Here is a 23738-nt window from a genome sequence, read left to right as displayed (position 1 = left end):
TTCCGACAGCCTTTATCAGCCATTTTTCAGACGAATATTCTATTTATTTAGAAAACCGTGTCCGCCACAAAGAAAGTTGTGACGGACAACGGCGGGAACAGTCTTACTTATACACGGGACAGATATTCACCTGTTCTGGTATCAATTTTGATTTTGTCTCCCTGGTTTACGAACAGCGGAACGCTTACGGTAGCACCAGTCTCAACGGTAGCCGGTTTGGAAGCACCCTGTGCGGTATCTCCCTTGAAACCTGGCTCAGTCTCGGTGATCTCAAGTTCTACAAACAGAGGCGGTTCGATTGCGAATACATTTCCGTTGTAGGAACATACTTTAACCATTTCGTTTTCTTTTACAAATTTCAGAGCATCTCCGATGGTCTCTTCGTTCAGAGCGATCTGCTCATAGTTTTCTACGTTCATGAAGTAGAATAAATCACCATCGCTGTACAGATACTGCATGTCTACACGCTCGATACGAGCCTGCGGGAATTTCTCAGTCGGACGGAAGGTACGCTCTACCACACCACCGTTGATGACATTTTTTAATTTTGTTCTTACGAATGCAGCTCCTTTACCAGGTTTTACATGCTGAAATTCAAGAATCTGAACGACCTGACCATCGATCTCGAGGGTAACGCCGTTTCTAAAATCTCCTGCTGAAATCATTCTGATTTTTCCTCCTTAACATAGTACGATGCGCCAAATGCGCACCATAGGCTTATCTTATAATATAATATTTTTCCCGATTTTTCAACTGTTTTTTTTCGTAATCCTGCCGCGGGCCAGATCACGCTCATAAAAGAACAGTACAATGTGCTCCAGATACCGTTTCAGAACGATCTGAATTTCCTCTTTCGGATTGATCGGCTCGGTCAGAATATTGTAAAGTCCGGTCCGTTTTGCACCGTACACATCGGTGAAAAGCTGATCCCCGACAAAGACCGCCTGCTCCTCTTTGATCCCCATTCTCCGGCATGCCTCCTGGTAGTTTTTCACCGAAGGCTTGTGCGCATTTTCGATATAGATAGAACCGACCGCATCGGCAAACGGAGCCACACGCGGTTTCTGATTGTTGGAAAGCAGACAGGTGGAAAAACCAGTCTCCCGAAGAGACGCAAAGAACGCAGCCGCCTCCTTCGTTGCCGGCGCACCGTGCGGAACAAGCGTATTATCGATATCAAAAATCACGCCCCGGTATCCTTTCCGGTACAGATCCGCGTAATCGATCGTATAGGCACTTTTTTCTCTCCGGTCCGGGTAAAACATCCGCATCAGTATAGTTCCCCGGTTCTTCTGGTTTTTTCCACTCATCTTCTTTCTCCAATCCTCTTTTCGTTTATACAGTAACTTTATTCTTCTTTCAGAAACTCCTGCAGAGCCTCAAAATTTGCTTTCATCTGGTCATAGCCGTGCTGGTAAAATTCCCGCAGCTTCTCCTCGTCCTTTTCGAGACGCGATACCGCCGGTATCTCCGGGCGGATCACAAAGACGGAGCCTTCTTCTTCCCATTTTTCGATGCATTCGAGCACCTGGTTATAATGTTTCGCGCGGTTTACAAGCGCACGCACGAGATTCGGGTATTTGCGGAATGCCGCCACATACAGCTCCCAGCCTCTCGTTCCCTCTTTTTTTCGGTAACCGAAATTCCGTGTCAGAATAATGACATTTTTTCGGTGTCCCGTCTTTAAGGAACGGATAATCGGGATCGAATCGGCAACACCGCCGTCGACGTACTCGTTTCCGTCGATCTCCACCATCGGGCAGGCGATCGGCATGCTCGATGATGCACGGCCAATTGCAAGCAGACGTTCTTTATTTTCGCGGTCATCCAGATATTCCGCGCGTCCCGTCTCACAGTTTGTCACAACCAGCTCACACGTCTGCGGCGATGCAAAATACGTATCAAAATCAAATGGAAAAATCTCATACGGATACCGTTCGAACACCATATCCATGTCGAGCAGTGCTTTTTTCTCAACGATTGTCTTGATATTCTTATTGACGTAGCGGTTTTTCTCATCCGTGACAATCATACAGTCCCTCGTTCTGCCAATCTGGCGCGATACATAGTCCAGCGCATTGCAGGCTCCGGCGGAAACGCCAATCACATGAGGGATATAATACTCCTGCTCCATCAGAAAGTCCAGCGCTCCTGCTGTAAAGACGCCGCGATTGGCCCCTCCTTCCAGTATGACTGCTCCGGATTTTGTTATGCTGTAATTTTTTGTCTCATTCATTCTCCTGCACTCTCCTATTTTTCACAATGACACATTACTTCCTGCACAGAGCAATGCCGGAGCAGATCGGAAAATCCCGACACGCTCCGGCCCTTCTGCCTGTTTTATCTGTTTTCCAGCGGAACATAGTCCACTTCATCTTTGACACTCTTGTACGCCGGGCGGATGATCTTGTCGGTGTTGATCAGTTCCTCCATCCGGTGTGCACTCCAGCCGACGATACGCGCGCAGGCGAACATCGGGGTGTAGAGCTCCAGCGGAAGATCCAGCATGCTGTAAACGAAGCCGCTGTAGAAGTCGACGTTTGCGGATACACCTTTGTAAATATGGCGCTCCTCGCCGATGATCTTCGGAGCCAGTTCCTCGACCATAGCGTACAGCCGGTAATCTTTCTCTCTGTGTTTTTCTTTTGCCAGCTGCTCAACGAAGCTCTTAAAGATGCGCGCACGCGGGTCGGAAATGGAGTAAACCGCATGGCCCATACCGTAAATCAGACCTTTCTGGTCGAACGCCTCTTTGTGCAGCAGCTTTCTTAAGTAATTCGATACTTCTTCCTCATCCGTCCAGTCTTTGACGTGTGACTTCATATCGTCGAACATCCGCACAACCTTGATGTTTGCACCGCCGTGCTTCGGTCCCTTTAAGGAGCCGAGCGCCGCTGCAATTGCGGAGTACGTATCGGTTCCGGAAGAAGAAACAACATGTGTTGTAAAGGTCGAGTTGTTACCGCCGCCGTGCTCCATGTGGAGAACGAGGGCAAGATCGAGGATCTTCGCCTCCAGCGGAGTGTACTTCTGATCCGGTCGGAGCATCAGAAGAATATTTTCTGCAGTCGAAAGCTTCTTCGACGGGTTGTGGATATATAAACTTTTTCCCTTGATATAATGGTTGTACGCCTGATAGCCATAGACGGACAGCATCGGGAAAACAGAAATCAGGTTAATGCACTGGCGAAGCACATTCGGAAGGGAGGTATCATCTGCGTGGTTGTCGTACGCGTACAGGGTCAGAACGCTTCGGGACAGAGTGTTCATCATGTCCTTGGTCGGCGCTTTCATAACAACGTCACGCACAAAGTTCTTCGGCAGGGACTGCTGCTGTTTTAAGATTGTCTTAAAATGATTGAGCTGCTCTTCATTCGGCAGATTTCCAAATAAGAGCAGATACGCAACTTCTTCGAATCCCATACGGTTTTCACTTAAAAAGCCCTGGGTCAGTTTTTCCACGTTGATGCCGCGGTAGTACAGACGTCCGTCACACGGCGTTTTGACGCCGTCAATGATATCCGAAGACACAACGTTTGAAATCTGTGTCAGTCCCGCAAGGACGCCAACGCCGTTGATATCGCGCAGTCCGCGTTTTACATCGTATTGCCCATACAGCGAAACATCCATTTTGGAGTTATCCAGACAGATGTTTGTCAGTTCCTCTATTTCCGGTGTTACTTTCATGCTAAAAGCCATATGCATTCCCCTTTCTCTTCTCTCTTTTTACTTACTTTCACTCATTATAGCATTAAACCAGGGGATTCGTATACTGAAATTTTTATAAACATTCGGAAAATTTTCGTAAGATTTTGTCTCACAAAAGGTATCAGGCTTCTGTTTTACATGCATCGAAGGCTTGATCCAGTGCGTCCAGGAAGTCTCCCATCACGTAATACAGCGTCTCAAACCGCAGATAATCGAGGACGTTTTCATCCCACATAAACTTCAGCACCGGCGGGAATTCCTCATCGGACTCCCAGAACTGGAAGACGAGCGGCAGAAACGGAAAGACATGAAAAACAAAAGCAGCGTCTCCCGGGGAATATGGTTTTCCGCTAAGGGAAACGCATGCTTTTTTCAGCTGTTCCACATGCCCGTCATACCGTGCGGCGCGGCTGTCGTGAACGCCGGACGCAATCGTGCGGCCTTTGATCGTTCCCTTTAAGGAATTGGTACGCGCATACGTGCCGGCGAGCACAATCTCCTTCTTTCCGCAGCAGAGCAGGTCGAAAATCGTCAGTGTCTCATTGAAACTGCCCTGGTGCACATGAAGAAAATGGTCTTTTGAGCCCTCCACAACGCCGGTATGGCGGTTCACTCTCCACTCCTCAAAAAGGTACGGCACATAGAAATAATCGTCATCAAAGGCAAAGCCATACTTCCCTTCGATCTCCTTCTGATCGTACGTCAGAAAGCGCTCCTGCATCTGATCGCGCATTTTAATATAGTTCGACACTTCCATTTTTTTGCCTCCCGCTATTTGTCGAGCATCTTTTTCAGCTCGTCCATGAACGTGTTGACATCCTTGAACTCGCGGTAAATCGACGCAAAACGGACGTACGCTACCTGATCCAGGTCTTTTAAGTAATGCATGACCTTCTCTCCGATCACAGAGCTTGGAATCTCGCGTTCCTCGCCGTTGAAAAGCTCCGTCTCCACCTTGTTGACCATCTCGTTGATCTTCTCGGCGGACACCGGCCGTTTGTGGCAGGCGCGCAGGATGCCGGTCTCGATTTTCGAGCGGTCATACTGCTCGCGGTTCATATCTTTTTTGATGACGATCAAAGGGATCGTCTCCACTTTTTCGTATGTCGTAAAGCGTCTGCCGCAGACATCGCACATCCGGCGGCGGCGGATCGCATTGCTGTCTTCAATCGGGCGTGAATCCACAACCCGGGTATTATCCTGATTACAAAATGGACATCTCATATCTTTCGTCCTCGTTTCTAAATAAGTATTTCGGAAAGTTTTCTACTTTTACAGTATACGCATTTTTCCGTGAAATTCAAGTCAACTGCAGCAACATTTTCGCATATGTTTTTCCATAGGAATCTGTAAAAAGGAGCACCGCATGCGCGTTGTAGATCTCCGCCAGAAAGAAGTTATCAATATCTGTACCTGCAAAACGCTCGGCTGTCCGATTGATGTGGAATTCAATCCAAAAACGGGACATCTTACCGGACTCGTTCTTCCGGGTCCTGTGAAATTCTGCGGCTTTTTCTGCCACGGCGAGGATTTTGTGATCCCATGGGACCGCATCTGCCAGATCGGCAACGATATCATTCTCGTCGAAATTCCGGAAAAAGAGAAAAAACAGCCCTGATCAACGGATATAAAAACCGAATTCCGATTCCAGCGGAATCTTCGTCCATTTTGCATCCGTGATTTCGATGTAGCTGGAGGTGCGGATCCTTTTGATCATCTCCGTGATCGTCTCCTCATCACCCTGCACCTCCATCTCCACCGTCTCATCCCAGCAGTTTCTCACCCAGCCGGTCAGTCCGAGCTGGTAGGCAGCATAATACGCCCGGTAACGGAACCCCACGCCCTGCACCTGGCCGTAGAAAATCACATGGTACCGGATTTCTTCTTTTTCGTCCCTTCTGTCTCGTTTCGCTGTCTCGTTCATATTTCTCTGCCTCCCAACAGTCATTGCCTAAAATTCGTCTGCCGTCGCACAGTACAGCGGAAGCGGGAACCAGTCGGATGGAATGTTCTTCCAGATTTCAGATGGAACCTTGCTTCCCTTACTTGCCAGCGGTGAAAGAAGCAGTTCCTGCGCCTGCTCCCGGTTGAGTACATCTGCCCCCGGATGGGCTTCCCGTGTCACGGTCACAGTTCCATCTTTTACCGTCACGGTCAGCGGCTGTCCCTCCAGTACGGCGAACCACGTTCCATCGCTGATGCCCATCGTCTCTGCTTTCATGGTCAGCATTGCCTCGATGACGTCTGCAAATCGGAAAATACGGTACATCGCGGAACCGCAGCGCTCTTTTGTGAAGCTTTCGCAGACTTCCGATAACGCTGCTGCTTTTCCGGTCTCATACACCGGAATGGAAATGAAAAGAGAGTCAAGCGCATTTTCTTTTAAATAAGCGGCAAGTGCAGGAACGAAATCCTGTTCCTCCAACACTTCTGCTTCCACAACCTGGTTTCCGCCGCAAAGTGCCAGATATCCGATCCGCTCACCGTTTTTCCAGATTGCAATTGCCTGCTCGCCGAACGTTTTCAGGCAGGCTTTCACATCCTCTCTTACCACGTAAAGCGGTTTTTCCTCATTCAGCTTCTTTGCAAAGGCTGCCGCCTCTTCGTCCGCTTCGCCGTTTTCCGGAAACAGCGGCGCAAAGGTGTAAGCGGAGAGTTCCCCGTTTTTCCAGGTATGGCGCACATTTGCCACATCCAGGTAAAACGTGTATTTTTCACTTCCCGGCGTAAAGCCAAAGTAGGCATACCGCTGTCTCTGGCCGTCCAGTGCCAGAAGATCACACGTTCCTTCCAGATCCGTAATCCAGTCGCCAAGAAGACGCTTCATGTGGCCTTCGCCCCTTGCCTTTGGATGCACGGAAACGCTTCCCACATATCCTGCGCGGAGCAGCTTACCCCCTGCCGCCATTTGCTGCGGAAGCACCGCAATCTCGGCCCGGAGTCTGCCGTTTTCCGCAACAGCGACGCGGTGGATCCGTGCCATTTCCGGTCCTGCCTGATAAACCCTTGGAATTAACTGCTCAAAGTCGTGCGGACGGTGTGCCGTGCTGAACACGTAGTTTGCAAGTTCAATGCAGTCCTCCCACTCTTCCGGCTTTGCAAGTCTGTACTCTGTCATAATGTAAAAACCTCCTGATCCTAAAACCCTTTTGTTTTTGCTCTTCTTTTTCTCTATCCTAACGGATTTTTGTCCTTTTGTCACGAAAATTCCGAACAAATTGCAATATTTTTGCTATATCTGGTAAAAAAAGGAAACGCGCCCGGAAATTTTCATTCCAGGCGCGTTTCCCTTTTCTCTATGTTTCCTGTTTTACTGGATTCCTTTTACGGTGTAATCCTGTGCCTCTACGGCTGTTTTCAGCACATCGTCTGATACCGGGGCTGTCAGTGTTACAACGGCTGTTCCTTTTTCATGGCTTACTTCTGCGGATGCAACACCCTCAATTGCCTCAAGTGTTTTCTTCACTCTTGCCTCGCAGTGGCCGCACATCATGCCCTCGATTGTCATGGTTTTTACCATTCCCTGTTCTGTTGTCATGTTCAGATCCTCCTTTGGAATTTCGTTTTTGATTCTTTTATCTTTTGACGCGTCGTGCATCCGAAACAGATTCAGACGCAGGGCGTTTGTCACAACGCAGAAGCTCGAAAGGCTCATCGCCGCCGCACCGAACATCGGGTTCAGCTTCCAGCCGAACAGCGGGATCCATACGCCCGCAGCCAGCGGAATACCGATGATATTGTAAATGAAGGCCCAGAACAAATTCTCGTGAATGTTCCTGAGGGTCGCACGGCTTAAGCGGATCGCTGCCGGTACATCGGAGAGGCGGCTCTTCATCAGGACAACGTCTGCCGCATCGATCGCGATATCGGTTCCTGCTCCGATGGCAATACCGATATCCGCACTGGTCAGAGCCGGTGCATCGTTGATGCCGTCTCCTACCATCGCTACTTTTCCTTTTTCTTTCAGGCGGCTGATGACCGCTTCTTTTCCATCCGGCAGAACGCCTGCGATGACTTCGTCCACACCCGCCTCAGCGCCGATGGCACGCGCGGTGCGCTCATTGTCTCCGGTCAGCATCACGACACGGATTCCCATATTCTGCAGCTCTTTCACCGCACGCGGGCTGTCCTCTTTGATGACATCCGCAACCGCGATCATACCGAGCATCTTTCCATCTTCACTGAAGAACAGCGGTGTCTTTCCTTCTTCGGAAAGTTTTGCTGCCTGCTCTTCCATCTGTTTCGCGAGAACCGCTTTTTTCGTAATCAGTGCGCGGTTGCCTCCGCAGAGCTCTTTTCCGTTCCGTTTTGCCACAAGACCGTTTCCAGGAAGCGCAGAGAAATCACTGACTTCTTCGCGGGCCAGGCCTTTTTCCTCTGCAAGTGCAAGAATCGCACGGGCCAGCGGATGCTCACTTTTCTGCTCCAGTGCAAAGGCACCTTTTAAAAGCTCCTCCTCACTTACACCGTCCGCCGGGACAAGATCGGTTACCTGCGGCTCTCCGCTTGTGATGGTTCCAGTCTTATCGAGTGCAACGATCTGTGTTTTTCCTGTCTCCTCGAGAGAAACTGCGGTTTTGAACATCGTTCCGTGTTTTGCTCCCATTCCGTTTCCGACCATGATCGCAACCGGTGTTGCAAGGCCGAGCGCACACGGGCAGCTGATAACGAGAACGGAAATACCTCTTGCAAGAGCAAAGCCGACGCTCTCTCCTGCAAACAGCCAGATCACAATCGTAGCAAGTGCAATGCAGATAACGGCCGGCACAAAAATACCGGAAACTTTATCGGCCACTTTGGCGATCGGCGCTTTTGTCGCTGCCGCATCGCTGACCATCTGAATGATCTGGGAGAGTGTTGTGTCTTCTCCGACTCTCGTCGCCTCACAGGTCAGGAAACCGGACTGGTTTAAGGTCGCCGCCGATACGCGGTCGCCGGCCTCTTTATCCACCGGAATACTCTCGCCAGTCAGCGCGGATTCGTTGACGGCACTCGTTCCCTCCAGGACAACGCCGTCCACCGGAATATTTTCGCCCGGGCGGACGATGAAATGATCGCCCTTTTTCACCTGATCAATGCCGACTTCCACTTCTTTTCCGTCTCTTAAGAGAACGGCGGTCTTCGGAGCCAGCTTCATCAGACTCTTTAACGCATCGGTCGTTTTTCCTTTGGAAATCGACTCCAGCATTTTTCCGACGGTAATCAGGGTCAGAATCATGGCTGCGGACTCGAAGTAAAATTCATGCATATAGCTCATGACTGCATCCATGTCCCCCTGTACCTGCGCTCCCGTCATGGCAAACAGGGCGTAGACGCTGTATACAAACGATGCGGTAGAACCAAGCGCTACCAGTGTGTCCATGTTCGGTGCTTTATGCCAGAGACTCTTGAAACCGCTGATAAAGAATTTCTGGTTGATGACCATGACCGCAATGGTAAGCAGGAGCTGTACCAGTCCCATTGCGATGTGGTTTCCTTCAAAGAATTTCGGCAGCGGCCATCCCCACATCATATGGCCCATGGAGAAATACATGAGCGGAATCAAAAGAAGAACGGAGCTCAACAGACGGCGTTTCATGACCGGTGTTTCCTTGTCTTTCAGCATCTCTTCGTATTCTGCTGTGGAAGCCGACTGTGATGTGCTTCCCTTCTCGCCTTTTTTCGACGCACCGTATCCTGCATTTTCCACGGCGGCAATAATCTCTGCCGGGGAGGCCGTTCCCTCCACGCCCATGGAATTTGTCAGAAGGCTGACTGCGCAGGATGTGACACCGGGTACCTTTGACACGGCTTTTTCGACACGGGTCTGGCAGGCGGCGCAGCTCATGCCGGTTACATTGTACTGTTCCATCGTATGTCTTCCTTTCTGTAGTTCTGGATTTTCTATTTCATATACCCTAATGGGGTATCTTGTTTTCTTCTACACTATATACCCTGTCCGGGTATTTTGCAAGTGTTTTTTCAAAAAATTTCCACTTCTCTTCTGCCATCCCCCGCACAATCCGGCCGGACCATCCTCAGAAATCCCTTGACAACCCGGCGCATGTATTTTATATTGAAGCAATCATGGATGATTTTTTCTTCTTCATCCTTCGGAGGTTTTTATGATTACATATGATTATTATCGCATTTTTTACTTCGTAGCACAATATCACAGCTTTACAAAAGCCGCGGAAATTCTGAAAAACAACCAGCCCAACATCACACGGTGCATGAACAATCTGGAAAGTGAGCTTGGCTGCAAACTTTTTATCCGTTCCCACCAGGGTGTCACACTGACAGCGGAGGGCGAAAAGGTGTATGAGCGTGTGGCCGTTGCCTACGAACAGCTCCGCACGGTTGAGGAGGAGCTGGCTCTTGAGCGGTCTCTTGAGAGCGGCCTTATCACAATCGGTGCGAGCGAGACGGCACTTCGTCTGATGCTGCTCTCCCGCCTGGAGCACTTCCACACCCGCTATCCGCACGTCCGCCTGCGCATCTCCAACCACTCGACGCCGCAGGCCATCCAGGCGCTCGAAAACGGTCTGGTCGACTTCGCAGTCGTCACAAGCCCGGTGGAAATCCGCAAACCGCTGCACAAGATCCCGATTTTCCCATTCCAGGAAATTCTGATCGGCGGATCGAAATATGCATCCCTTTCCGCAGAGCCGCATCATCTCGGCGAATTGTCAGAATATCCTTTTATCTCGCTTGCCAAAGACACCGGCACGCGGGAGCTGTACGCCGAGTACTTTCTGAATCACAACCTCGCCTTCCACCCCGATATGGAGGCGGCGACGACGGATCAGATTCTTCCTATGGTCGAGTATAACCTCGGCATCGGATTTTATCCGGAGGAGCTGGCACGCGATGCCTTAAAGAGCCGTACCGTCTGTCGGATTCCGCTCATCGAGGAGGCCCCCAAACGTGAAATCTGTCTTATCATCAACCCGCGGCAGCACCAGAACGCGGCGGCAAAAGAGCTGATCGAGGAGCTTCTGGAACGCGTATAAGATTTTATGAACTTTTGTTTGAAACAGAAAAAGACCCTGTCTACCGGCGAACGGAACATCGCTGCTCCATCCTTCCCGTATACAGGGTCTCTTTTTTATTTATGCCTGCTGTCCGGCAATCTGCTCTTTTTTATGCGGCATGGCAAATACCATCGCCGTGTAGGAAAGCATTGCGCCTGTGATGTAGAAGAACATCAGAAATCCGCTCCGGTTCAGCACAGCGATGCGGACAATTCCAATCCAGAAACCGACGTTGGACGCCAGGGAGAACACACGCGCAAACATCATGTTTTTCTCCTCACCCTTTGCCAGGCGGACGATCAGCAGCAGCATGGCCGCTGAAAAGAATAGTGTCATACAGCACTCCAGAAATACTTCCATTTTTTCAGCCTTCTTTCTTCACTCTCTCTTATTTCTCAGCGGTACTTTTCCAGTGACATCAGAAGGAAGCTCACCAGAAGAAGTCCGCAGGAAATCCAGATTACATGGATTCCATACAGCATGGAGAACACGCCTCCGATTCCGGCGCCGATGGCGAAAGCCAGAATCACGCCGAAATAGTATCCGGCCTGACGGAGCTGTTCTTTTTTCTTATCCCGCATATACATAGACAGCGCTGCGGTTCCGCTTCGCAGGTTTCCGATGCACATGGTGCTTGCATACGAATAACCGCCGACCTTGCGGAAGGTCTGTACCTGAATCGCGCACGCAAACGATACAAGCATCGCCGCGAGCATATTATAAGAAGACGGAATAAATCCGACGATCGCAAGGATCACAATTTCCGCCGCGAGAAGTACCTGCCGCCAGTGCAGCCTCTTTGCATACCGGTAATGCTCCTGGAAATTTTCTGCCAGAAATACACCCATCGCAAAAAAGAGGATCGGGAAGAGATACCGAAGGCCTGCCGTAAAGTTTCCTTCCAGAAAATTCTGGCTCATCAGCACAACGTTTCCCGTCTGGGCATTTGAGAATACTTCATCTCTGCAATTGTACGTGTAGGCATCCTGAAAACCGCCGGACAGCGCCAGAAACATACTGTTGATAAATGCTTCCGACATCTGATTTTCCGAGAGCAGGCGTCCTACAAGGCTTGCTTTCTTTTCCATAAATTTTCCCTTTCTTTCAACAGACGGCCCGGCTTTTTGGTGCCTGCCGTTTTGCTTCCCTTATTATAACCGCCCGCTTTTTGAGATGGAAAAACGGATATCGTATTATGCTCATATATTTTTCATATGACTATATTGATTTAAAATCATTTTAATATGATACACCGTAAAAAATGGAGAAATTTTGTCACTTTGCACAAACAAAATTTCTCCCTTTTTGTAAATTGTCTTTATTGTTCTAAAATTTTCTTACTTTCTTCCTCTCTGTTTCTCACTCTGCTCGCGGTGGTACTGCAGCGTGTAGAGCTGGTAATATCTTCCCTGCGCTGTTAAAAGCTCCTGATGCGTTCCATGCTCCACGATTTTTCCGTGGGACAGTACGATAATCTCATCCGCATGCTGGATCGTCGAAAGACGGTGCGCTACGATCAGCATCGTTCCGATGTTCTTCATCTTTTCCATGGAATCCTGGATCAGAAGCTCGGTTTCGGTGTCGATGTTCGCCGTCGCCTCGTCAAGGATCATGACCGAAGGCTTATGGATGATGGTACGCGCAAACGAGAGAAGCTGGCGCTGTCCGGCGGAGAAGTTGTTTCCTCTCTCCCGCACCGGCTCGTCGAGGCCGTGATCCAGCTTGTTGATAAACTGGTCAGCATTCACGTAATGGCAGACGTCCATGATCTCCTCATCGGAAATCCCCTCCTCACGGAGAATAATGTTGCTACGGATCGTTCCCGAGAACAGGAAGACATCCTGCAGCATCTGGCCGAATTTTTTCCGCAGGGAATCGATCTTGATCTTTCGGATGTCGATGCCGTCGATCAGAATCTCACCCTTCTGGAACTCGTAGTTCCGGCAGATCAGGGAAAGAATCGTCGATTTTCCGGAACCGGTGGAACCCACAAATGCGATTGTCTCTTTCGGGTTGACGTGGAATGAAACGCCTTTTAACACCCACTCGCCCGGGATATAGGAAAACCATACGTCGCGGAACTCAATTTCGCCCCTGATGTCGGTAAGCTCGATCGCATCCGGCGCATCCTGCATTTTTGGCTCGAGATCCAGAATCGAGAATACTTTCTCGGCGGATGCAAATGCGGACTGCAGCCAGTTGAACTGCTCCGCCAGGTTCTGGATCGGGTTGAAGAATTTTGAAATATACATGTAAAAGCTGACGATCATACCGCTGGTAAGCGTCTGGCCGAGGAACGACATTCCCTCCAGATAGCCCTTGCCGCCTAAATACAAAAGGCAGAGCACGGAGCTGATATACAGCATGTAGACGAGCGGACGGAAAATACCAAACACGAAAATCTGCTCCTGCTGTGCGCGGCCGAGTGCGTTGCTCTTGTCGGTAAACTCGCGCATCTTGGCATCCTCGCGGTTGAAGATCTGTGTGATTTTCATACCGGAAAGGTTCTCCGACAGATACGTATTGATGTCCGTAGTACAGTCTTTTACTTTTCGGTGTGCTCTTCGCGAGAATTTGCGGAAAATAATCGAGAACAGCACGATAAACGGCACGAAGCAGAGCACCATCAGCGTTAGCTCATAGTTCAGAAACAGCATCGCAATCAGAATACCGATGATCACGAAGAAGTTCTTCAGAAGATTGACCAGAAGGTTGGTGAACATCAGTGAAATCGCGTTCGTATCGTTTGTCGTTCTCGTGACAAGCTTTCCGACCGGAATCTCATTTAACTGCTCGTGGGAAAGGCGCTCGATGTGGACGAACAGATCCTCCCTCATATTGGAAATAATTTTCTGACCCGTCTTCTGCAGAATCACGGCCTGGAAATACGTGCACGCCATCGAGACAAGAAGGATTGCCGCATAGCCCGCTACCCACAGAAACAGGGCATTCAGCGCGAATTTTCCAACGACGAGCTCCTCAATTTTGCCGACGATCAGCGGCGAAATGATATCGTACGCGATCGAAAACAGCATCAGAAAACCAACAACGATAAACTGGCGGTAAAACGGCTTTGCGTAATCCATCAGACGCTGCATGATTTCACTGTCTTTCATGTTCCGCTCAAAGCCGGTTTCTTTTTCTCCATCTTTCACTACAAACGCGGCCACAATCAGCAGGGTGGAAATCACGCCGATGATCGCGCCGACCCAGAGAATCGGATAATAATTGTGCATTTCTACTCCTCCCCCGCTTCCTCTTCAAGTTTCTGCAGATCGACCATCTTGCGGTACGCCGTGCAGGTCCGGTACAGATCCTCGTGTTTTCCGACTGCATGGACTTCTCCGTCCTCGACGAACACGATCTTGTCCATCTGCTCCACCGTTGAAATCCGGTGTGCGATCAGAATTGTCGTCAGTCCCTCACGTTTTTTGAGATTGTCGAGAATCGTGCGCTCTGTTCTGGTATCGACCGCAGAGACGGAATCATCGAGAATCAGAATCGGTGCGTGTTTCATCAGCGCACGCGCAATCGAGATTCGCTGCTTCTGTCCGCCGGAAACCGTCACACCGCGCTCGCCAAGAACGGTGCGGTAGCCCTCTTTGAACTCTGCGATATTGTCATGGACATCGGACATCATCGCCGCATCCTCAATGGCCTCCTGGTTTTCGTCATCAAAGGCGAAAGAAATATTGCCGGAAATCGTGTCGGAGAACAGGAAGTTGTCCTGCGGCACGTAGGCACAGCCCTCACGCACGGAGTGGATGGAAACGGTGTTGACATCGTGGTCATCAATGAACAGCGTTCCGTCCGGCACGTTGTAGGTGCGGAGCAGCAGATCGACGATGGTCGTTTTTCCGGAACCGGTCTTTCCGACGATGCCGACACTCTCGCCCGGCTCAATGGTAAACGATACGTTTTTCAGCACATCGTACTCCCCGTCTGGATAGCGGAAGGTCAGATTGCGGAACTCGATTTTTCCATGGATGGACGGCAGATCCTGCACACCGCCGCGGTCCTTCACATCGACTTTTGCGTCAAGCAGTTCCGTAATACGGTTTAAGGACGCTTTTCCACGGGATGTCTTCTCAATCAGCATGGAAACCGCCATGATCGGCCATACAACGGCCGAGAAATAGCCGATATACTCGACAAGCTGGCCGGCGTCGAAGCTTCCGCAGTAAACGAGATAGCCGCCGTAGCCTAAGATTACGCAGATAACGGACTCGACGAACAGCGTTACCATAATGTTCAGCAGTGTGGAAATTTTGGTATATTCTACGTTGATGTCCTCGTTCTCGCGGTTCAGTCTACGGAACATCATCAGCTCTTTCGTCTCTTTGACGAATGCTTTGATGACAGCAAGACCGGAATAGTTTTCCTGCGCGAAATCGGACAGCTCGGAAAAAGCCGCCTGGCGCTCTTCCCACTTTTTCATCAGGTATTTGCCGAGCGTTGTACCGGCGGCCATCAGAAATGCCATCGGGATCATGGAAAGGCCGGTCAGGAAGTGGTTCATGCGCCACATTTTGATCACGGCAAGCAGGCCTAAAAACAGCGCATCGCAGAACATCAGAATACCGTCGCCGAAGCACTCCTGCACGGTATCGAGATCGTTCGTGTAAAGACTCATCAGGTTTCCGACTTTGTTGACCTGATAATACTCCTGGGACAGCTCCTTGCTGTGCGCGAACATGCAGGTACGAAGATCGGTCACCACGCGGATTGCGGAGCCGAAAAAGCAGACTCGCCACAGGAAACGGCCGACTACCATGACGATAATGGTAATAATCATGGGCCGGCAGACCTGATCCAGCAGAAATTCCATATCAAACACCGCCGCCTGGCCGTTGACCAGAACAGGGTCGCCGTTCATGCCGTTGATGACCATGCGGTACAGCTCCGGTATGAAAAGCTGGAAATAATCTACGAGAATCAGCGCTGCAAGACCGAGAATCAGAATGGGCGCATTCTTCAGGTAGTATTTGTTAATGTACTTTCCAAATATCATATATTTTCTCCCTCTTTTTGTTTTTGCCATTGTCTGCTATGATCTTTCTGACCATAACAGTCCTTCCCTTTTCCAAAGCGTTTTCGCCCCGGAATGCCTCCTTTCTTCTCCTGCATTTCACAGCTCCGATGCAATTTTAACAGAGATAAACAGAAGGAACTGGACTTTGAAAAATCCAATTCCTTCTGTTCCAATTCACATTCCTGCTCCAAAAGCGTTCCGCTTCTTCTTTGCAGGACACCGTTGTCCTGTGAATGTTTGTTCTATTTTTTAGTATACGGTTCTTTTTCTCTCCCGTCAAGCATTTCACGCGTTTTTCTGTTTTCTTTTTTATTTTTTGCCGTTTTCCGCTTTTTTTGCGCAAAATCTGCGCATTCCGGTTAAAACACCCAAAAGAAGAAGAAGGCTGACGCCAAGTGTGATCCACCACGTTCTGGTCACGGCTGCAATCAGATATCCCACCAGGCAGACACACGCTGTAACGGCCGCATACTGCATCTGCGTCGATACGTGGTTCAGATGGTTGCTCTGCGCACCCGCACTTGACATAACCGTCGTATCCGAGATCGGCGAAATATGGTCACCGCAGACCGCCCCTGCCAGGACGGCGGATACCGAGATAATCATCATCTCCAGATTTGTTCCGGCGGCGAACATGCCCGTTGCAATCGGCACAAGAATCGCGAACGTTCCCCAGGAGGTTCCCGTCGAAAAGGAAAGGAACACCGCCACGGCGAACAGCACCACCGGGATAAAAATACTTGCGGATGCATGGTCTCCCACGACGCTTCCGACAAACTGGGCCAGGCCCATCGCATCACCGACGCCTTTTAAGGTCCACGCAAAGACGAGAATCGTAACCGCCGGAACCATCAGCTTGAAGCCCTCGGACAGGCTGTCCATAAAGCTCTTGAAGGTGATGACCTTCCGCGGCAGATACAGCGCCATCATAAACAGGATCGTCACGACGGAGGCAAAAATCAGACTCGTTTCTGCATCACATCCTGCGAACGCGGAAATCACATTGTCCGCGCCGCCGAGGAAGCCAGTGTAAACCATCGCTCCAATCGCTGATACAATCAGCACGGCAACTGGGAGCACGAGGTCGATGACTTTTCCGTTCGGATTGACCTCCTGCTCGGAAACCTGCTCAAACTCCTCGCCTCCGGTCGTGAAAAGATCACCTTTGGCGGCATTATCCTCGTGGAGCTTCATCTGACCAAAATCAAAGCCGGTGTAGCAGATGTAAAAGACCATCGCAATTGTAAGGATCGCATACAGGTTATACGGAATTGTCCGCAGAAACAGCTGGAATCCGCTGATTCCCGCATCCGCCGGCACATACGAGTTGACGGCTGCCGCCCAGCTTGAGATCGGCGCGATAATGCAGATCGGCGCTGCGGTGGAGTCGATGATGTATGCGAGTTTCGCGCGGGAAACCTTGTGGCTGTCCGTGACCGGGCGCATGACAGAGCCGACTGTCAGACAGTTGAAATAGTCATCCACAAAAATCAGAACACCAAGCCCCATCGTTGCCAGAAGCGCACTCCGCTTCGTTTTGATCTTCGTCCCCGCCCATTTTCCATACGCCGCCGAGCCGCCGGATTTCGCCATCAGCACGACAACCATGCCAAGCAGGATATCGAAGATCAGAATGTTGATGTTCATGCTGTTCCGTAAAATTTCAAAGAAGCTTGTGAACGCATCCCACGGATGGAAGCCGGTGTACAAAAGGACACCGACTGCCGATCCGATGAACAGGGAACTGTAAACTTCTTTTGTTACAAATGCAAGCAGAATTGCAAGCAGCGGCGGGACGAGTGCCCACCAGGTTCCGATAAACATTGAACCATTCATGTCGTCTGTTTTCCCTTTCTGCTGTTAAGTTCGTTTACACTTCCGGCGTCACAATTTTTCCAGCTACTGCACATGCTGCCGCTGTCTTTGGAGATGCCAGATAAATTTCAACTTTAGAAGTACCCATTCTTCCAAGAAAGTTTCGGTTGTTCGTTGCTACAACACGCTCGCCGTCAGAGAGGATTCCGCCCGCTCTTCCGCAGCACAGACCGCAGCCTGGATGTGTAATCATGGCGCCTGCCTCTGCCAGTGTATCGAGAATGCCCATTTTGCTTGCCTGCAGATAAATCTTGCGGCTTGCCGGTGTTACGATCAGTTTTACGTAGTCGGCTACTTTTTTGCCTTTTAAAACCTCGGCTGCCGCCTGCAGATCCTCGAGACGGCCGTTCGTACAGGAACCGATGAAGACCTGATCGATCGGGGTTCCCTCGAGAACGCTGGTATCACGGATCTTGTCTACCTGGGACGGGCATGCCATCACCGGCACGAAGTCCTCAGCACGGTAAGTGATAGTGCGCAGATATTTCGCATCCTCATCGCCTTTTAAGCTCTTCTGATAGTCATTGAGTTCGATCTCGCAGTATTCTGCGGTCTTCTCATCCGGGGTAAAAAGTGCACATTTGGCACCTGCCTCGATCGCCATGTTGGCAATCGTCATACGGCTTGCCACGGTCATATTTTCTACGGTGCTTCCTGAGAACTCCAGTGCGCGGTACGTTGCGCCGTCTGCACCGAGGTCACCGATCAGACGCAGGATAATGTCTTTTGACATCACATTTTTCGGCAGCTCGCCTTCGATGACAACTTTGATCGTCTCCGGCACTTTGATCCACATCGTACCTGTTCCAAGGATGCTCGCCATCTCTGTGTAGCCGATTCCGGAAGAGAATGCACCGACACAGCCGTATGTCGTCGTGTGGCTGTCGGTTCCGAAAACAACGTCGCCCGGTTTTACGTAACCTGCCTCTGTCATTAACTGATGGCAGATTCCGTCGCTTCTGTGTACGTTTTTCATGCCATATTTCTTTGCAAATTCATCGCCTTTGTGGAAATGTCTCGTATCGTCCACCTGGCTTGCCGGAACGAGGTGGTCGTAGATCAGAACGACTTTATCCGGGTCCCACAGTTTGGTAAAGCCCATCTCCTCGAATTTATCGCCGACAAACGGGATGAAGATATCATGAATCATGACTCTGTCCACGTTGACCGTCACAATGTCGCCCGGTTTTACGTCTTTTCCGGTGTTGTGGCGGATGATTTTTTCAATTACTGTATTGCCCATCGTTTCTTCCTCCCGCTCTTAGTCCAGTCCGTTGCGCTTGCGCATTGCCTTTACCAGGCCGCCTGCCTGAATGATATCCATCAGGTTCTCCGGCAGAGCTGCGATCGGGTATGTTTTTCCGTTGTAATCGACATGCTCATTCATCTTGACGGTGATGGTGTCGCCCTCTTTGATATCGTCGTGCAGATCCGGCTGCTCGATCAGAAGAAGACCGTTGTTGATAGAGTTGCGGAAAAAGATCCGGGCAAAGGACTTCGCGATGACGCAGGAAATGCCGAGCGCCTTGATGATCTCCGGTGCCTGCTCTCTCGAGGAGCCGCAGCCGAAGTTCTTTCCTGCCACGATGATGTCGCCCTTTTCAATCTGTCCGGCCAGTTCCGGGCGGAGCGGGGAAAAGCCGTACTGTTTCATATCGTCAATTGTCTTTAAAGCAAGATACTCGGTCGGGATAATGATATCGGTATCAATATCGTCTCCAAGCACCCATACTTTTCCTGTAAATGCTTCCATATGTTTATTCTCCCAAAAATATTATGTATCCCTCAAAGAAAATGGTCAGATCTGATCTGCCGTCGCAATCTTTCCGGCAATCGCGGATGCGGTTACCGTAGCAGCGGATCCCAGGTATACTTTGGAGCTTGGATGACCGGCACGGCCCTTGAAGTTACGGGTTCCGGTGCTGATCAGCACTTCGTTCTCGCCGATGACACCCTGGCAGCTTCCCCAGCAGACGCTGCAGTTCGGGTTCATGACGATGGCTCCGGCCTCCATGAAGGTGTCGATGATGCCTTCTTTTAATGCCTGACGGTAGATCGTCTGGCTTGCCGGAACAACGAGGAAACGGACACCCTCTGCGACCTTCTTTCCGCGGATGATCTCTGCGCCGACACGGAGGTCTTCGATTCTTCCGTTGTTGCAGGAACCAAGGAATGCCTCATTGATTGGCGTTCCGCACGTTTCCTCTGCCGGAACAACGCGGTCCACAAAGTCTGGCTTTGCAACAACCGGGCGGACTTTGGAGAGGTCAAAGGTATACTCTCGGACGTATTTTGCATCCGGGTCGCTGTGGAAGACTTCTTTTGGCTCTCTTCCGTGCTCTTTCAGGTATTCCATGGCTTTCTCATCTGCCTCAAAGATACCGGTCTTGGCGCCGGCTTCGACTGCCATATTACAAAGTGCCATACGGTCACTGATGCTCAGCGTTTTTGCACCCTCACCGGTAAACTCCATCACCTGGTAGTTGCATCCGTTTGCGCCGACCTCGCCGATGATGGTGAGGATCAGGTCTCTCGCATAAACGCCCTCCGGCAGTTTTCCTACAAGATTGAATTTTACGCTTTCCGGTACGAGTACCCAGGAAGTTCCCGTTACCATGCCGTACAGGAAATCGGTACAGCCGACACCGGTGCCGAATGCGCCGAGTGCTCCGTAAGAGCAGGTATGGCTGTCAGCGCCGAAGATCAGCTCGCCCGGGCGGACATAGTTCTCGATCATCACCTGATGGCATACGCCTTTTCCTTCCCAGAAGTCAATGTTGTTCTCTCTTGCAAAATCACGCATCTTTTTCTGGGATGCTGCTGTTTTCGGGCTGTCGGACGGCACGTTGTGGTCGACGATGAAAACGAGCTTTTTCGGATCCGCAATGTGCGGGTGGTTTAATTTGTTGCGGTACATATCAACCGTCAGATGAGTTGTTCCGTCGTTGCTCATCAGACGATCCAGTGTTACGGTGTGGATATCTCCCGGTTTTACTTCCGGAACGCCGGCTGCAGCGGCGATAATTTTCTCTGCAATTGTCATTCCCATGGTTCTTACTCCTCCTCGCGGTTCAAAGAGGCAATCAAGCCTCCCTGATTCAGTATGTTCTGCATATATTCCGGCAGTTTGGTGCAGGTGTACGTTTTGCCGTTCACCTCTGCGGTTCCCTCGGACATATGGAGGACCATGGTGTCCCCGTCTTCTACGGCATCCGGCAGGTCTTTACAGACAATCGCCGGCAGACCGATGTTGATGGCGTTGCGGAAAAAGATTCTGGCAAAGGATTTTGCGATAACAGCCTGTACACCAAGTGCCTTTAAAACGCCCGGTGCCTGCTCTCTTGAGGAACCACAGCCAAAGTTTTCTCCTCCTACGACAAAATCTCCCGGTTTTACTTTTTTTGCAAAGTCCGGATCTAACGATTCAAACGCATGACCTTTCATCTCATCCAGATTCGGCAGAAGCAGATACTGGGATGCGATGATCTGGTCTGTATCAAGGTCATTATGAAATTTAAAAATTTTACCCTGTTCCATTTTCTTTCTTTCGTTCCTTTCGCATAAAAATTCTGACGAATCTTATTGTATCACAAAAGATATAGTTTGCAAAAGAGAAAATAGCAAAAAAAGCAGACCGCCGCACCAAAATTCCGGTACGACGGTCTGAAAGTCTGTTTTAGTGGGTAGTTCCCATTGCTTCTTCTACTTCTTCTTTGTTGGTTACGACTGCCTCGATGCAGTATTCCAGAGATTTTGCAATCGTTTCCAGCGGCATGCTTGCCATGGTGCTTGCTTTTCCGACTACCTGCTCGCATGCGAACGGTACGTGGATGAAGCCTGCGCGGATGTTCGGATATTTCGTTGCGCACAGGTGAAGCACATTGTACATGACGCAGTTGCATACGTAGGTGCCTGCGGTGAAGGATACGTGGCACGGAAGGCCGTGTTCGCGGACGTTCTGAACCATTGCTTTGACCGGAATCGTTGCAAAGTATGCGGTCGGGCCGTCTGCCTGCAGCGGTTCATCGGACGGCTGCTCTCCGGCGTTGTCCGGGATTCTTGCGTCTGCAAGGTTGATGCCGACTTTCTCTACGGTTACGCATGCGCGTCCGCCTGCCTGTCCGACATCGATGACAACGTCCGGATTGTGCTCTTTGATGGCTGCTTCCACGCAGGAAATACTTCTGGTAAACTCGGTCGGGATCTCAACTTTTACGATCTCTGCTCCGGCGATGGTATCCGGCAGAAGTTTGATGGCCTCGAATGCCGGGTTCACGCTCTCTCCTCCAAATGGGTCAAATCCTGTTAATAAAACTTTCATCGTCTTTTCTCCTTTTGTCTCTTAATTTTTGTCTCCTGGTTCTGTCCTTTAGTATAACACAGGCTCGGGTGCAATAATCTTTCCCCGGTCCATAATCTGACGGTTATCGGTAAAAATATCGGGTTCCCGGCAGACCAGGTCGAAGTGGCCTTTCGCATTCTGCACGCCGCCGAGCGCGATATTGCGTCCAAGCCCTACGTGGAAAGTTCCATACGCGGATTCATCCTCAATGTAGCAGTTGCCGAGGCAGTTCGAGCACGAATTCAGTCCGATGCCAAGCTCTCCTGCGATATAAATCCGTGGATCGAAATATTTCTCCATATACTTCTTTAAGCGGATGCCGGTCGGTGTCTCCTCGATATCGACATATGTTGTAACTGTAACCAGCGGTTGGATTCGTCATCCAAAATCCGCCGTTTTCCGCACTGCATCATGAATTCAATTCTACTAAAATGTTCAAAAGATATCAACCTGTTTCTGATTTTTCTATGAAATTTGCACAATTCTTCCAATAAAAATCAATTTTGCGTCCGTACTGTCTGAAAATTTTGCAGAAAATTTCTTTTTCCTCAAAAAGAAAAAGAGGCGTTCACAGCCAGCAGAAACATTTCTTTCCTGCGGACCGTGACAGCCTTTTTGCCGTCTTTCTTTTTCTTATTTCCAGACCGTATCGTAGTTGATCGGTTTATAGAATGCTTTTTCCCGGCTCTCATGATCATCCGGACGGTTGCCGAGAAGCCACATGGTTTTAGTTGCGACTGCCTCCGGGGTCATATCGTATGACTCGAGAATGTTGCACAGGGTTTTCATCTCATGGCCGACTTCATAGACGGTCATATCGCTTCCCTCGTGAGAAACCTGGGTACACATGATGATGAGTTTTTCCGGGTACTTCTGGCAGAGCTCGTAAAACGGCTCCTTGATGCTCGCCGGAATACCGCCGACACCGAAGCTCTCCACAATGATCGCATCGTAGTGCTCAAAAATCGCCGGAAGCAATACCGGGCTGATTCCCGGGATCAGTTTCAAGAGAAAAACGTTATCGCTTAAGTTTTCATAAAAACGAACCGGCTTTTCATACGGCAGCATCGGCAGATACCGCAGAATCCTGCGGTCCTGTATTACCGCAAGGTACGGGAAATCGATGCTGGAAAAGGCATTGTAGCTCTTCGTCCGCACCTTCTTCGCGCGCGTTCCCGCGATGACTTTTCCGTCGAACACAATCTGTACACCCTGGGATGCATCATCACAGGCGTAATAAAAGCTATCGGACAGGTTTGTCTTTGCATCCGTGATATCCAAATTGATCGGTCGCTGTGCTCCGGTGATGACGATCGGCTTTTCCGAATTCTGAATCATATAGGAAAGCGCCGCCGCGGTGTACGCCATCGTATCAGTTCCGTGCGCGATGACGAAACCGTCGTAATCCTCGTAATGCTCCTTCGCCACTTTCACCAGCGTGCTCCAGTTCTCCGGAACCACATTCGAGCTGTCCAGATTAAACGGATTCACCGCCGTAATCTCACAGAGGCCTTCCACCTCCGGAATATAAGACAATAACTCCTCCGGCGTAATCTGCGGAGTCAAACCATTTTCCGTCTTCTTCGAAGCAATTGTGCCGCCGGTTGCGATAAATAAAATCTTTTTCAATGTAAATCACTCCTGTTTTCTCGTTTGGTAACAAGTTTTCTTTATCTTAGCAGACTTTGGGGACGGCGTAAATGATGAATTTGGGAATCGAGAAACCAATCCTTTCCATTGACGCGAAAAATTCCGTTTGCTATACTGA

Annotated in this window: 23 protein-coding genes; 2 read left to right on the top strand and 21 right to left on the bottom strand. The window is 50.1% G+C overall.

Going from position 1 to position 23738, the window contains the following annotated elements:
* Positions 1-107 precede the first annotated feature (107 nt).
* From efp to nrdR, 6 genes are all read right to left on the bottom strand, one after another.
* Complete coding sequence (efp, locus tag DWX26_RS07875; protein WP_022462517.1) at positions 108-665, bottom strand: elongation factor P; 558 nt, start codon at positions 663-665, stop codon at positions 108-110.
* An 84-nt stretch (positions 666-749) separates the two neighbouring features.
* Complete coding sequence (locus DWX26_RS07870; protein ID WP_117509173.1) at positions 750-1274, bottom strand: YqeG family HAD IIIA-type phosphatase; 525 nt, start codon at positions 1272-1274, stop codon at positions 750-752.
* Between the two features lie 74 nt (positions 1275-1348).
* Complete coding sequence (locus DWX26_RS07865) at positions 1349-2236, bottom strand: patatin-like phospholipase family protein (protein WP_055218274.1); 888 nt, start codon at positions 2234-2236, stop codon at positions 1349-1351.
* Positions 2237-2340: 104 nt separating this feature from the next.
* Positions 2341-3699: a citrate/2-methylcitrate synthase gene (locus tag DWX26_RS07860; RefSeq protein WP_055218390.1), complete on the bottom strand. Its 1359-nt coding sequence runs from the start codon at positions 3697-3699 to the stop codon at positions 2341-2343.
* Between the two features lie 130 nt (positions 3700-3829).
* Positions 3830-4465, bottom strand: coding sequence for a DUF3786 domain-containing protein (locus DWX26_RS07855; protein WP_055218276.1), 636 nt, complete (start codon positions 4463-4465; stop codon positions 3830-3832).
* Positions 4466-4479: 14 nt separating this feature from the next.
* A complete protein-coding gene (gene nrdR / locus DWX26_RS07850) occupies positions 4480-4932 on the bottom strand; it encodes a transcriptional regulator NrdR (protein WP_022462512.1) in 453 nt (150 codons plus the stop codon).
* 142 nt (positions 4933-5074) lie between these two features.
* On the opposite strand from nrdR, the gene DWX26_RS07845 reads away from it, so the two are divergent.
* Positions 5075-5326: a YlmC/YmxH family sporulation protein gene (locus tag DWX26_RS07845; RefSeq protein ID WP_022462511.1), complete on the top strand. Its 252-nt coding sequence runs from the start codon at positions 5075-5077 to the stop codon at positions 5324-5326.
* Here DWX26_RS07845 and DWX26_RS07840 read toward each other — a convergent pair whose 3' ends face one another.
* The 3 genes from DWX26_RS07840 to DWX26_RS07830 form a co-directional block, all read right to left on the bottom strand.
* Positions 5327-5632: an acylphosphatase gene (locus DWX26_RS07840; RefSeq protein WP_118601195.1), complete on the bottom strand. Its 306-nt coding sequence runs from the start codon at positions 5630-5632 to the stop codon at positions 5327-5329.
* Between the two features lie 27 nt (positions 5633-5659).
* Positions 5660-6826, bottom strand: a complete 1167-nt coding sequence (locus tag DWX26_RS07835) for a GNAT family N-acetyltransferase (protein WP_118601194.1) — start codon at positions 6824-6826, stop codon at positions 5660-5662.
* A 192-nt stretch (positions 6827-7018) separates the two neighbouring features.
* Positions 7019-9559 (bottom strand): heavy metal translocating P-type ATPase, encoded by a 2541-nt coding sequence (locus DWX26_RS07830; RefSeq protein ID WP_118601193.1) that lies wholly within the window; start codon positions 9557-9559, stop codon positions 7019-7021.
* Between the two features lie 253 nt (positions 9560-9812).
* On the opposite strand from DWX26_RS07830, the gene DWX26_RS07825 reads away from it, so the two are divergent.
* On the top strand, positions 9813-10700 hold the full coding sequence (locus DWX26_RS07825) for a LysR family transcriptional regulator (RefSeq protein ID WP_117509122.1): 888 nt from the start codon (positions 9813-9815) through the stop codon (positions 10698-10700).
* Positions 10701-10799: 99 nt separating this feature from the next.
* Here DWX26_RS07825 and DWX26_RS07820 read toward each other — a convergent pair whose 3' ends face one another.
* From DWX26_RS07820 to DWX26_RS07765, 12 genes are all read right to left on the bottom strand, one after another.
* The gene (locus DWX26_RS07820; protein WP_022462506.1) at positions 10800-11081 is read right to left on the bottom strand and encodes a hypothetical protein; all 282 of its coding nucleotides are present in this window, start codon (positions 11079-11081) and stop codon (positions 10800-10802) included.
* Positions 11082-11116: 35 nt separating this feature from the next.
* Entirely contained in the window at positions 11117-11809 is a 693-nt protein-coding gene (locus tag DWX26_RS07815) for a YoaK family protein (protein WP_242991102.1), read from the bottom strand.
* A gap of 249 nt (positions 11810-12058) precedes the next feature.
* Positions 12059-13957 carry an ABC transporter ATP-binding protein gene (locus DWX26_RS07810; protein ID WP_118594687.1) on the bottom strand — a complete coding sequence of 633 codons (1899 nt, stop codon included), beginning with the start codon at positions 13955-13957 and terminating at the stop codon, positions 12059-12061.
* Positions 13958-13959: 2 nt separating this feature from the next.
* Positions 13960-15732, bottom strand: a complete 1773-nt coding sequence (locus DWX26_RS07805; protein ID WP_158578748.1) for an ABC transporter ATP-binding protein — start codon at positions 15730-15732, stop codon at positions 13960-13962.
* Positions 15733-16062: 330 nt separating this feature from the next.
* Positions 16063-17589, bottom strand: a complete 1527-nt coding sequence (locus DWX26_RS07800; protein WP_118594685.1) for a Na+/H+ antiporter NhaC family protein — start codon at positions 17587-17589, stop codon at positions 16063-16065.
* A 34-nt stretch (positions 17590-17623) separates the two neighbouring features.
* Positions 17624-18871 (bottom strand): 3-isopropylmalate dehydratase large subunit, encoded by a 1248-nt coding sequence (locus tag DWX26_RS07795; protein WP_118594684.1) that lies wholly within the window; start codon positions 18869-18871, stop codon positions 17624-17626.
* Positions 18872-18889: 18 nt separating this feature from the next.
* Positions 18890-19381, bottom strand: coding sequence for a LeuD/DmdB family oxidoreductase small subunit (locus DWX26_RS07790; RefSeq protein WP_022462500.1), 492 nt, complete (start codon positions 19379-19381; stop codon positions 18890-18892).
* A 45-nt stretch (positions 19382-19426) separates the two neighbouring features.
* Entirely contained in the window at positions 19427-20677 is a 1251-nt protein-coding gene (locus DWX26_RS07785) for a 3-isopropylmalate dehydratase large subunit (RefSeq protein ID WP_117509127.1), read from the bottom strand.
* Between the two features lie 5 nt (positions 20678-20682).
* Positions 20683-21165 (bottom strand): LeuD/DmdB family oxidoreductase small subunit, encoded by a 483-nt coding sequence (locus tag DWX26_RS07780; protein ID WP_055218301.1) that lies wholly within the window; start codon positions 21163-21165, stop codon positions 20683-20685.
* Positions 21166-21304: 139 nt separating this feature from the next.
* Complete coding sequence (gene pcp / locus DWX26_RS07775) at positions 21305-21949, bottom strand: pyroglutamyl-peptidase I (RefSeq protein ID WP_117509128.1); 645 nt, start codon at positions 21947-21949, stop codon at positions 21305-21307.
* A gap of 48 nt (positions 21950-21997) precedes the next feature.
* A complete protein-coding gene (locus DWX26_RS07770) occupies positions 21998-22270 on the bottom strand; it encodes a hypothetical protein (RefSeq protein ID WP_191892600.1) in 273 nt (90 codons plus the stop codon).
* Between the two features lie 333 nt (positions 22271-22603).
* On the bottom strand, positions 22604-23599 hold the full coding sequence (locus tag DWX26_RS07765; RefSeq protein WP_117509129.1) for an asparaginase: 996 nt from the start codon (positions 23597-23599) through the stop codon (positions 22604-22606).
* Between the last annotated feature and the right edge of the window lie 139 nt (positions 23600-23738).

The sequence above is a fragment of the Blautia sp. AF19-1 genome, from assembly GCF_003479155.1.
GTDB lineage: Bacteria > Bacillota > Clostridia > Lachnospirales > Lachnospiraceae > Fusicatenibacter > Fusicatenibacter saccharivorans.
The sequence above is the reverse complement of the archived record's forward strand: the minus strand, read 5'-3'. Positions and strand labels throughout refer to the sequence as shown.

Excerpts from the sequence above, each read along its gene's own strand:
- efp (WP_022462517.1), bottom strand. The coding sequence starts at position 665 with ATGATTTCAGCAGGAGATTTTAGAAACGGCGTTACCCTCGAGATCGAT.
- DWX26_RS07865 (WP_055218274.1), bottom strand. The coding sequence starts at position 2,236 with ATGAATGAGACAAAAAATTACAGCATAACAAAATCCGGAGCAGTCATA.
- DWX26_RS07860 (WP_055218390.1), bottom strand. The coding sequence starts at position 3,699 with ATGGCTTTTAGCATGAAAGTAACACCGGAAATAGAGGAACTGACAAAC.
- DWX26_RS07855 (WP_055218276.1), bottom strand. The coding sequence starts at position 4,465 with ATGGAAGTGTCGAACTATATTAAAATGCGCGATCAGATGCAGGAGCGC.
- nrdR (WP_022462512.1), bottom strand. The coding sequence starts at position 4,932 with ATGAGATGTCCATTTTGTAATCAGGATAATACCCGGGTTGTGGATTCA.
- DWX26_RS07845 (WP_022462511.1), top strand. The coding sequence starts at position 5,075 with ATGCGCGTTGTAGATCTCCGCCAGAAAGAAGTTATCAATATCTGTACC.
- DWX26_RS07840 (WP_118601195.1), bottom strand. The coding sequence starts at position 5,632 with ATGAACGAGACAGCGAAACGAGACAGAAGGGACGAAAAAGAAGAAATC.
- DWX26_RS07835 (WP_118601194.1), bottom strand. The coding sequence starts at position 6,826 with ATGACAGAGTACAGACTTGCAAAGCCGGAAGAGTGGGAGGACTGCATT.
- DWX26_RS07830 (WP_118601193.1), bottom strand. The coding sequence starts at position 9,559 with ATGGAACAGTACAATGTAACCGGCATGAGCTGCGCCGCCTGCCAGACC.
- DWX26_RS07825 (WP_117509122.1), top strand. The coding sequence starts at position 9,813 with ATGATTACATATGATTATTATCGCATTTTTTACTTCGTAGCACAATAT.
- DWX26_RS07820 (WP_022462506.1), bottom strand. The coding sequence starts at position 11,081 with ATGGAAGTATTTCTGGAGTGCTGTATGACACTATTCTTTTCAGCGGCC.
- DWX26_RS07815 (WP_242991102.1), bottom strand. The coding sequence starts at position 11,809 with ATGGAAAAGAAAGCAAGCCTTGTAGGACGCCTGCTCTCGGAAAATCAG.
- DWX26_RS07810 (WP_118594687.1), bottom strand. The coding sequence starts at position 13,957 with ATGCACAATTATTATCCGATTCTCTGGGTCGGCGCGATCATCGGCGTG.
- DWX26_RS07805 (WP_158578748.1), bottom strand. The coding sequence starts at position 15,732 with ATGATATTTGGAAAGTACATTAACAAATACTACCTGAAGAATGCGCCC.
- DWX26_RS07800 (WP_118594685.1), bottom strand. The coding sequence starts at position 17,589 with ATGAATGGTTCAATGTTTATCGGAACCTGGTGGGCACTCGTCCCGCCG.
- DWX26_RS07795 (WP_118594684.1), bottom strand. The coding sequence starts at position 18,871 with ATGGGCAATACAGTAATTGAAAAAATCATCCGCCACAACACCGGAAAA.
- DWX26_RS07790 (WP_022462500.1), bottom strand. The coding sequence starts at position 19,381 with ATGGAAGCATTTACAGGAAAAGTATGGGTGCTTGGAGACGATATTGAT.
- DWX26_RS07785 (WP_117509127.1), bottom strand. The coding sequence starts at position 20,677 with ATGGGAATGACAATTGCAGAGAAAATTATCGCCGCTGCAGCCGGCGTT.
- DWX26_RS07780 (WP_055218301.1), bottom strand. The coding sequence starts at position 21,165 with ATGGAACAGGGTAAAATTTTTAAATTTCATAATGACCTTGATACAGAC.
- pcp (WP_117509128.1), bottom strand. The coding sequence starts at position 21,949 with ATGAAAGTTTTATTAACAGGATTTGACCCATTTGGAGGAGAGAGCGTG.
- DWX26_RS07770 (WP_191892600.1), bottom strand. The coding sequence starts at position 22,270 with ATGGAGAAATATTTCGATCCACGGATTTATATCGCAGGAGAGCTTGGC.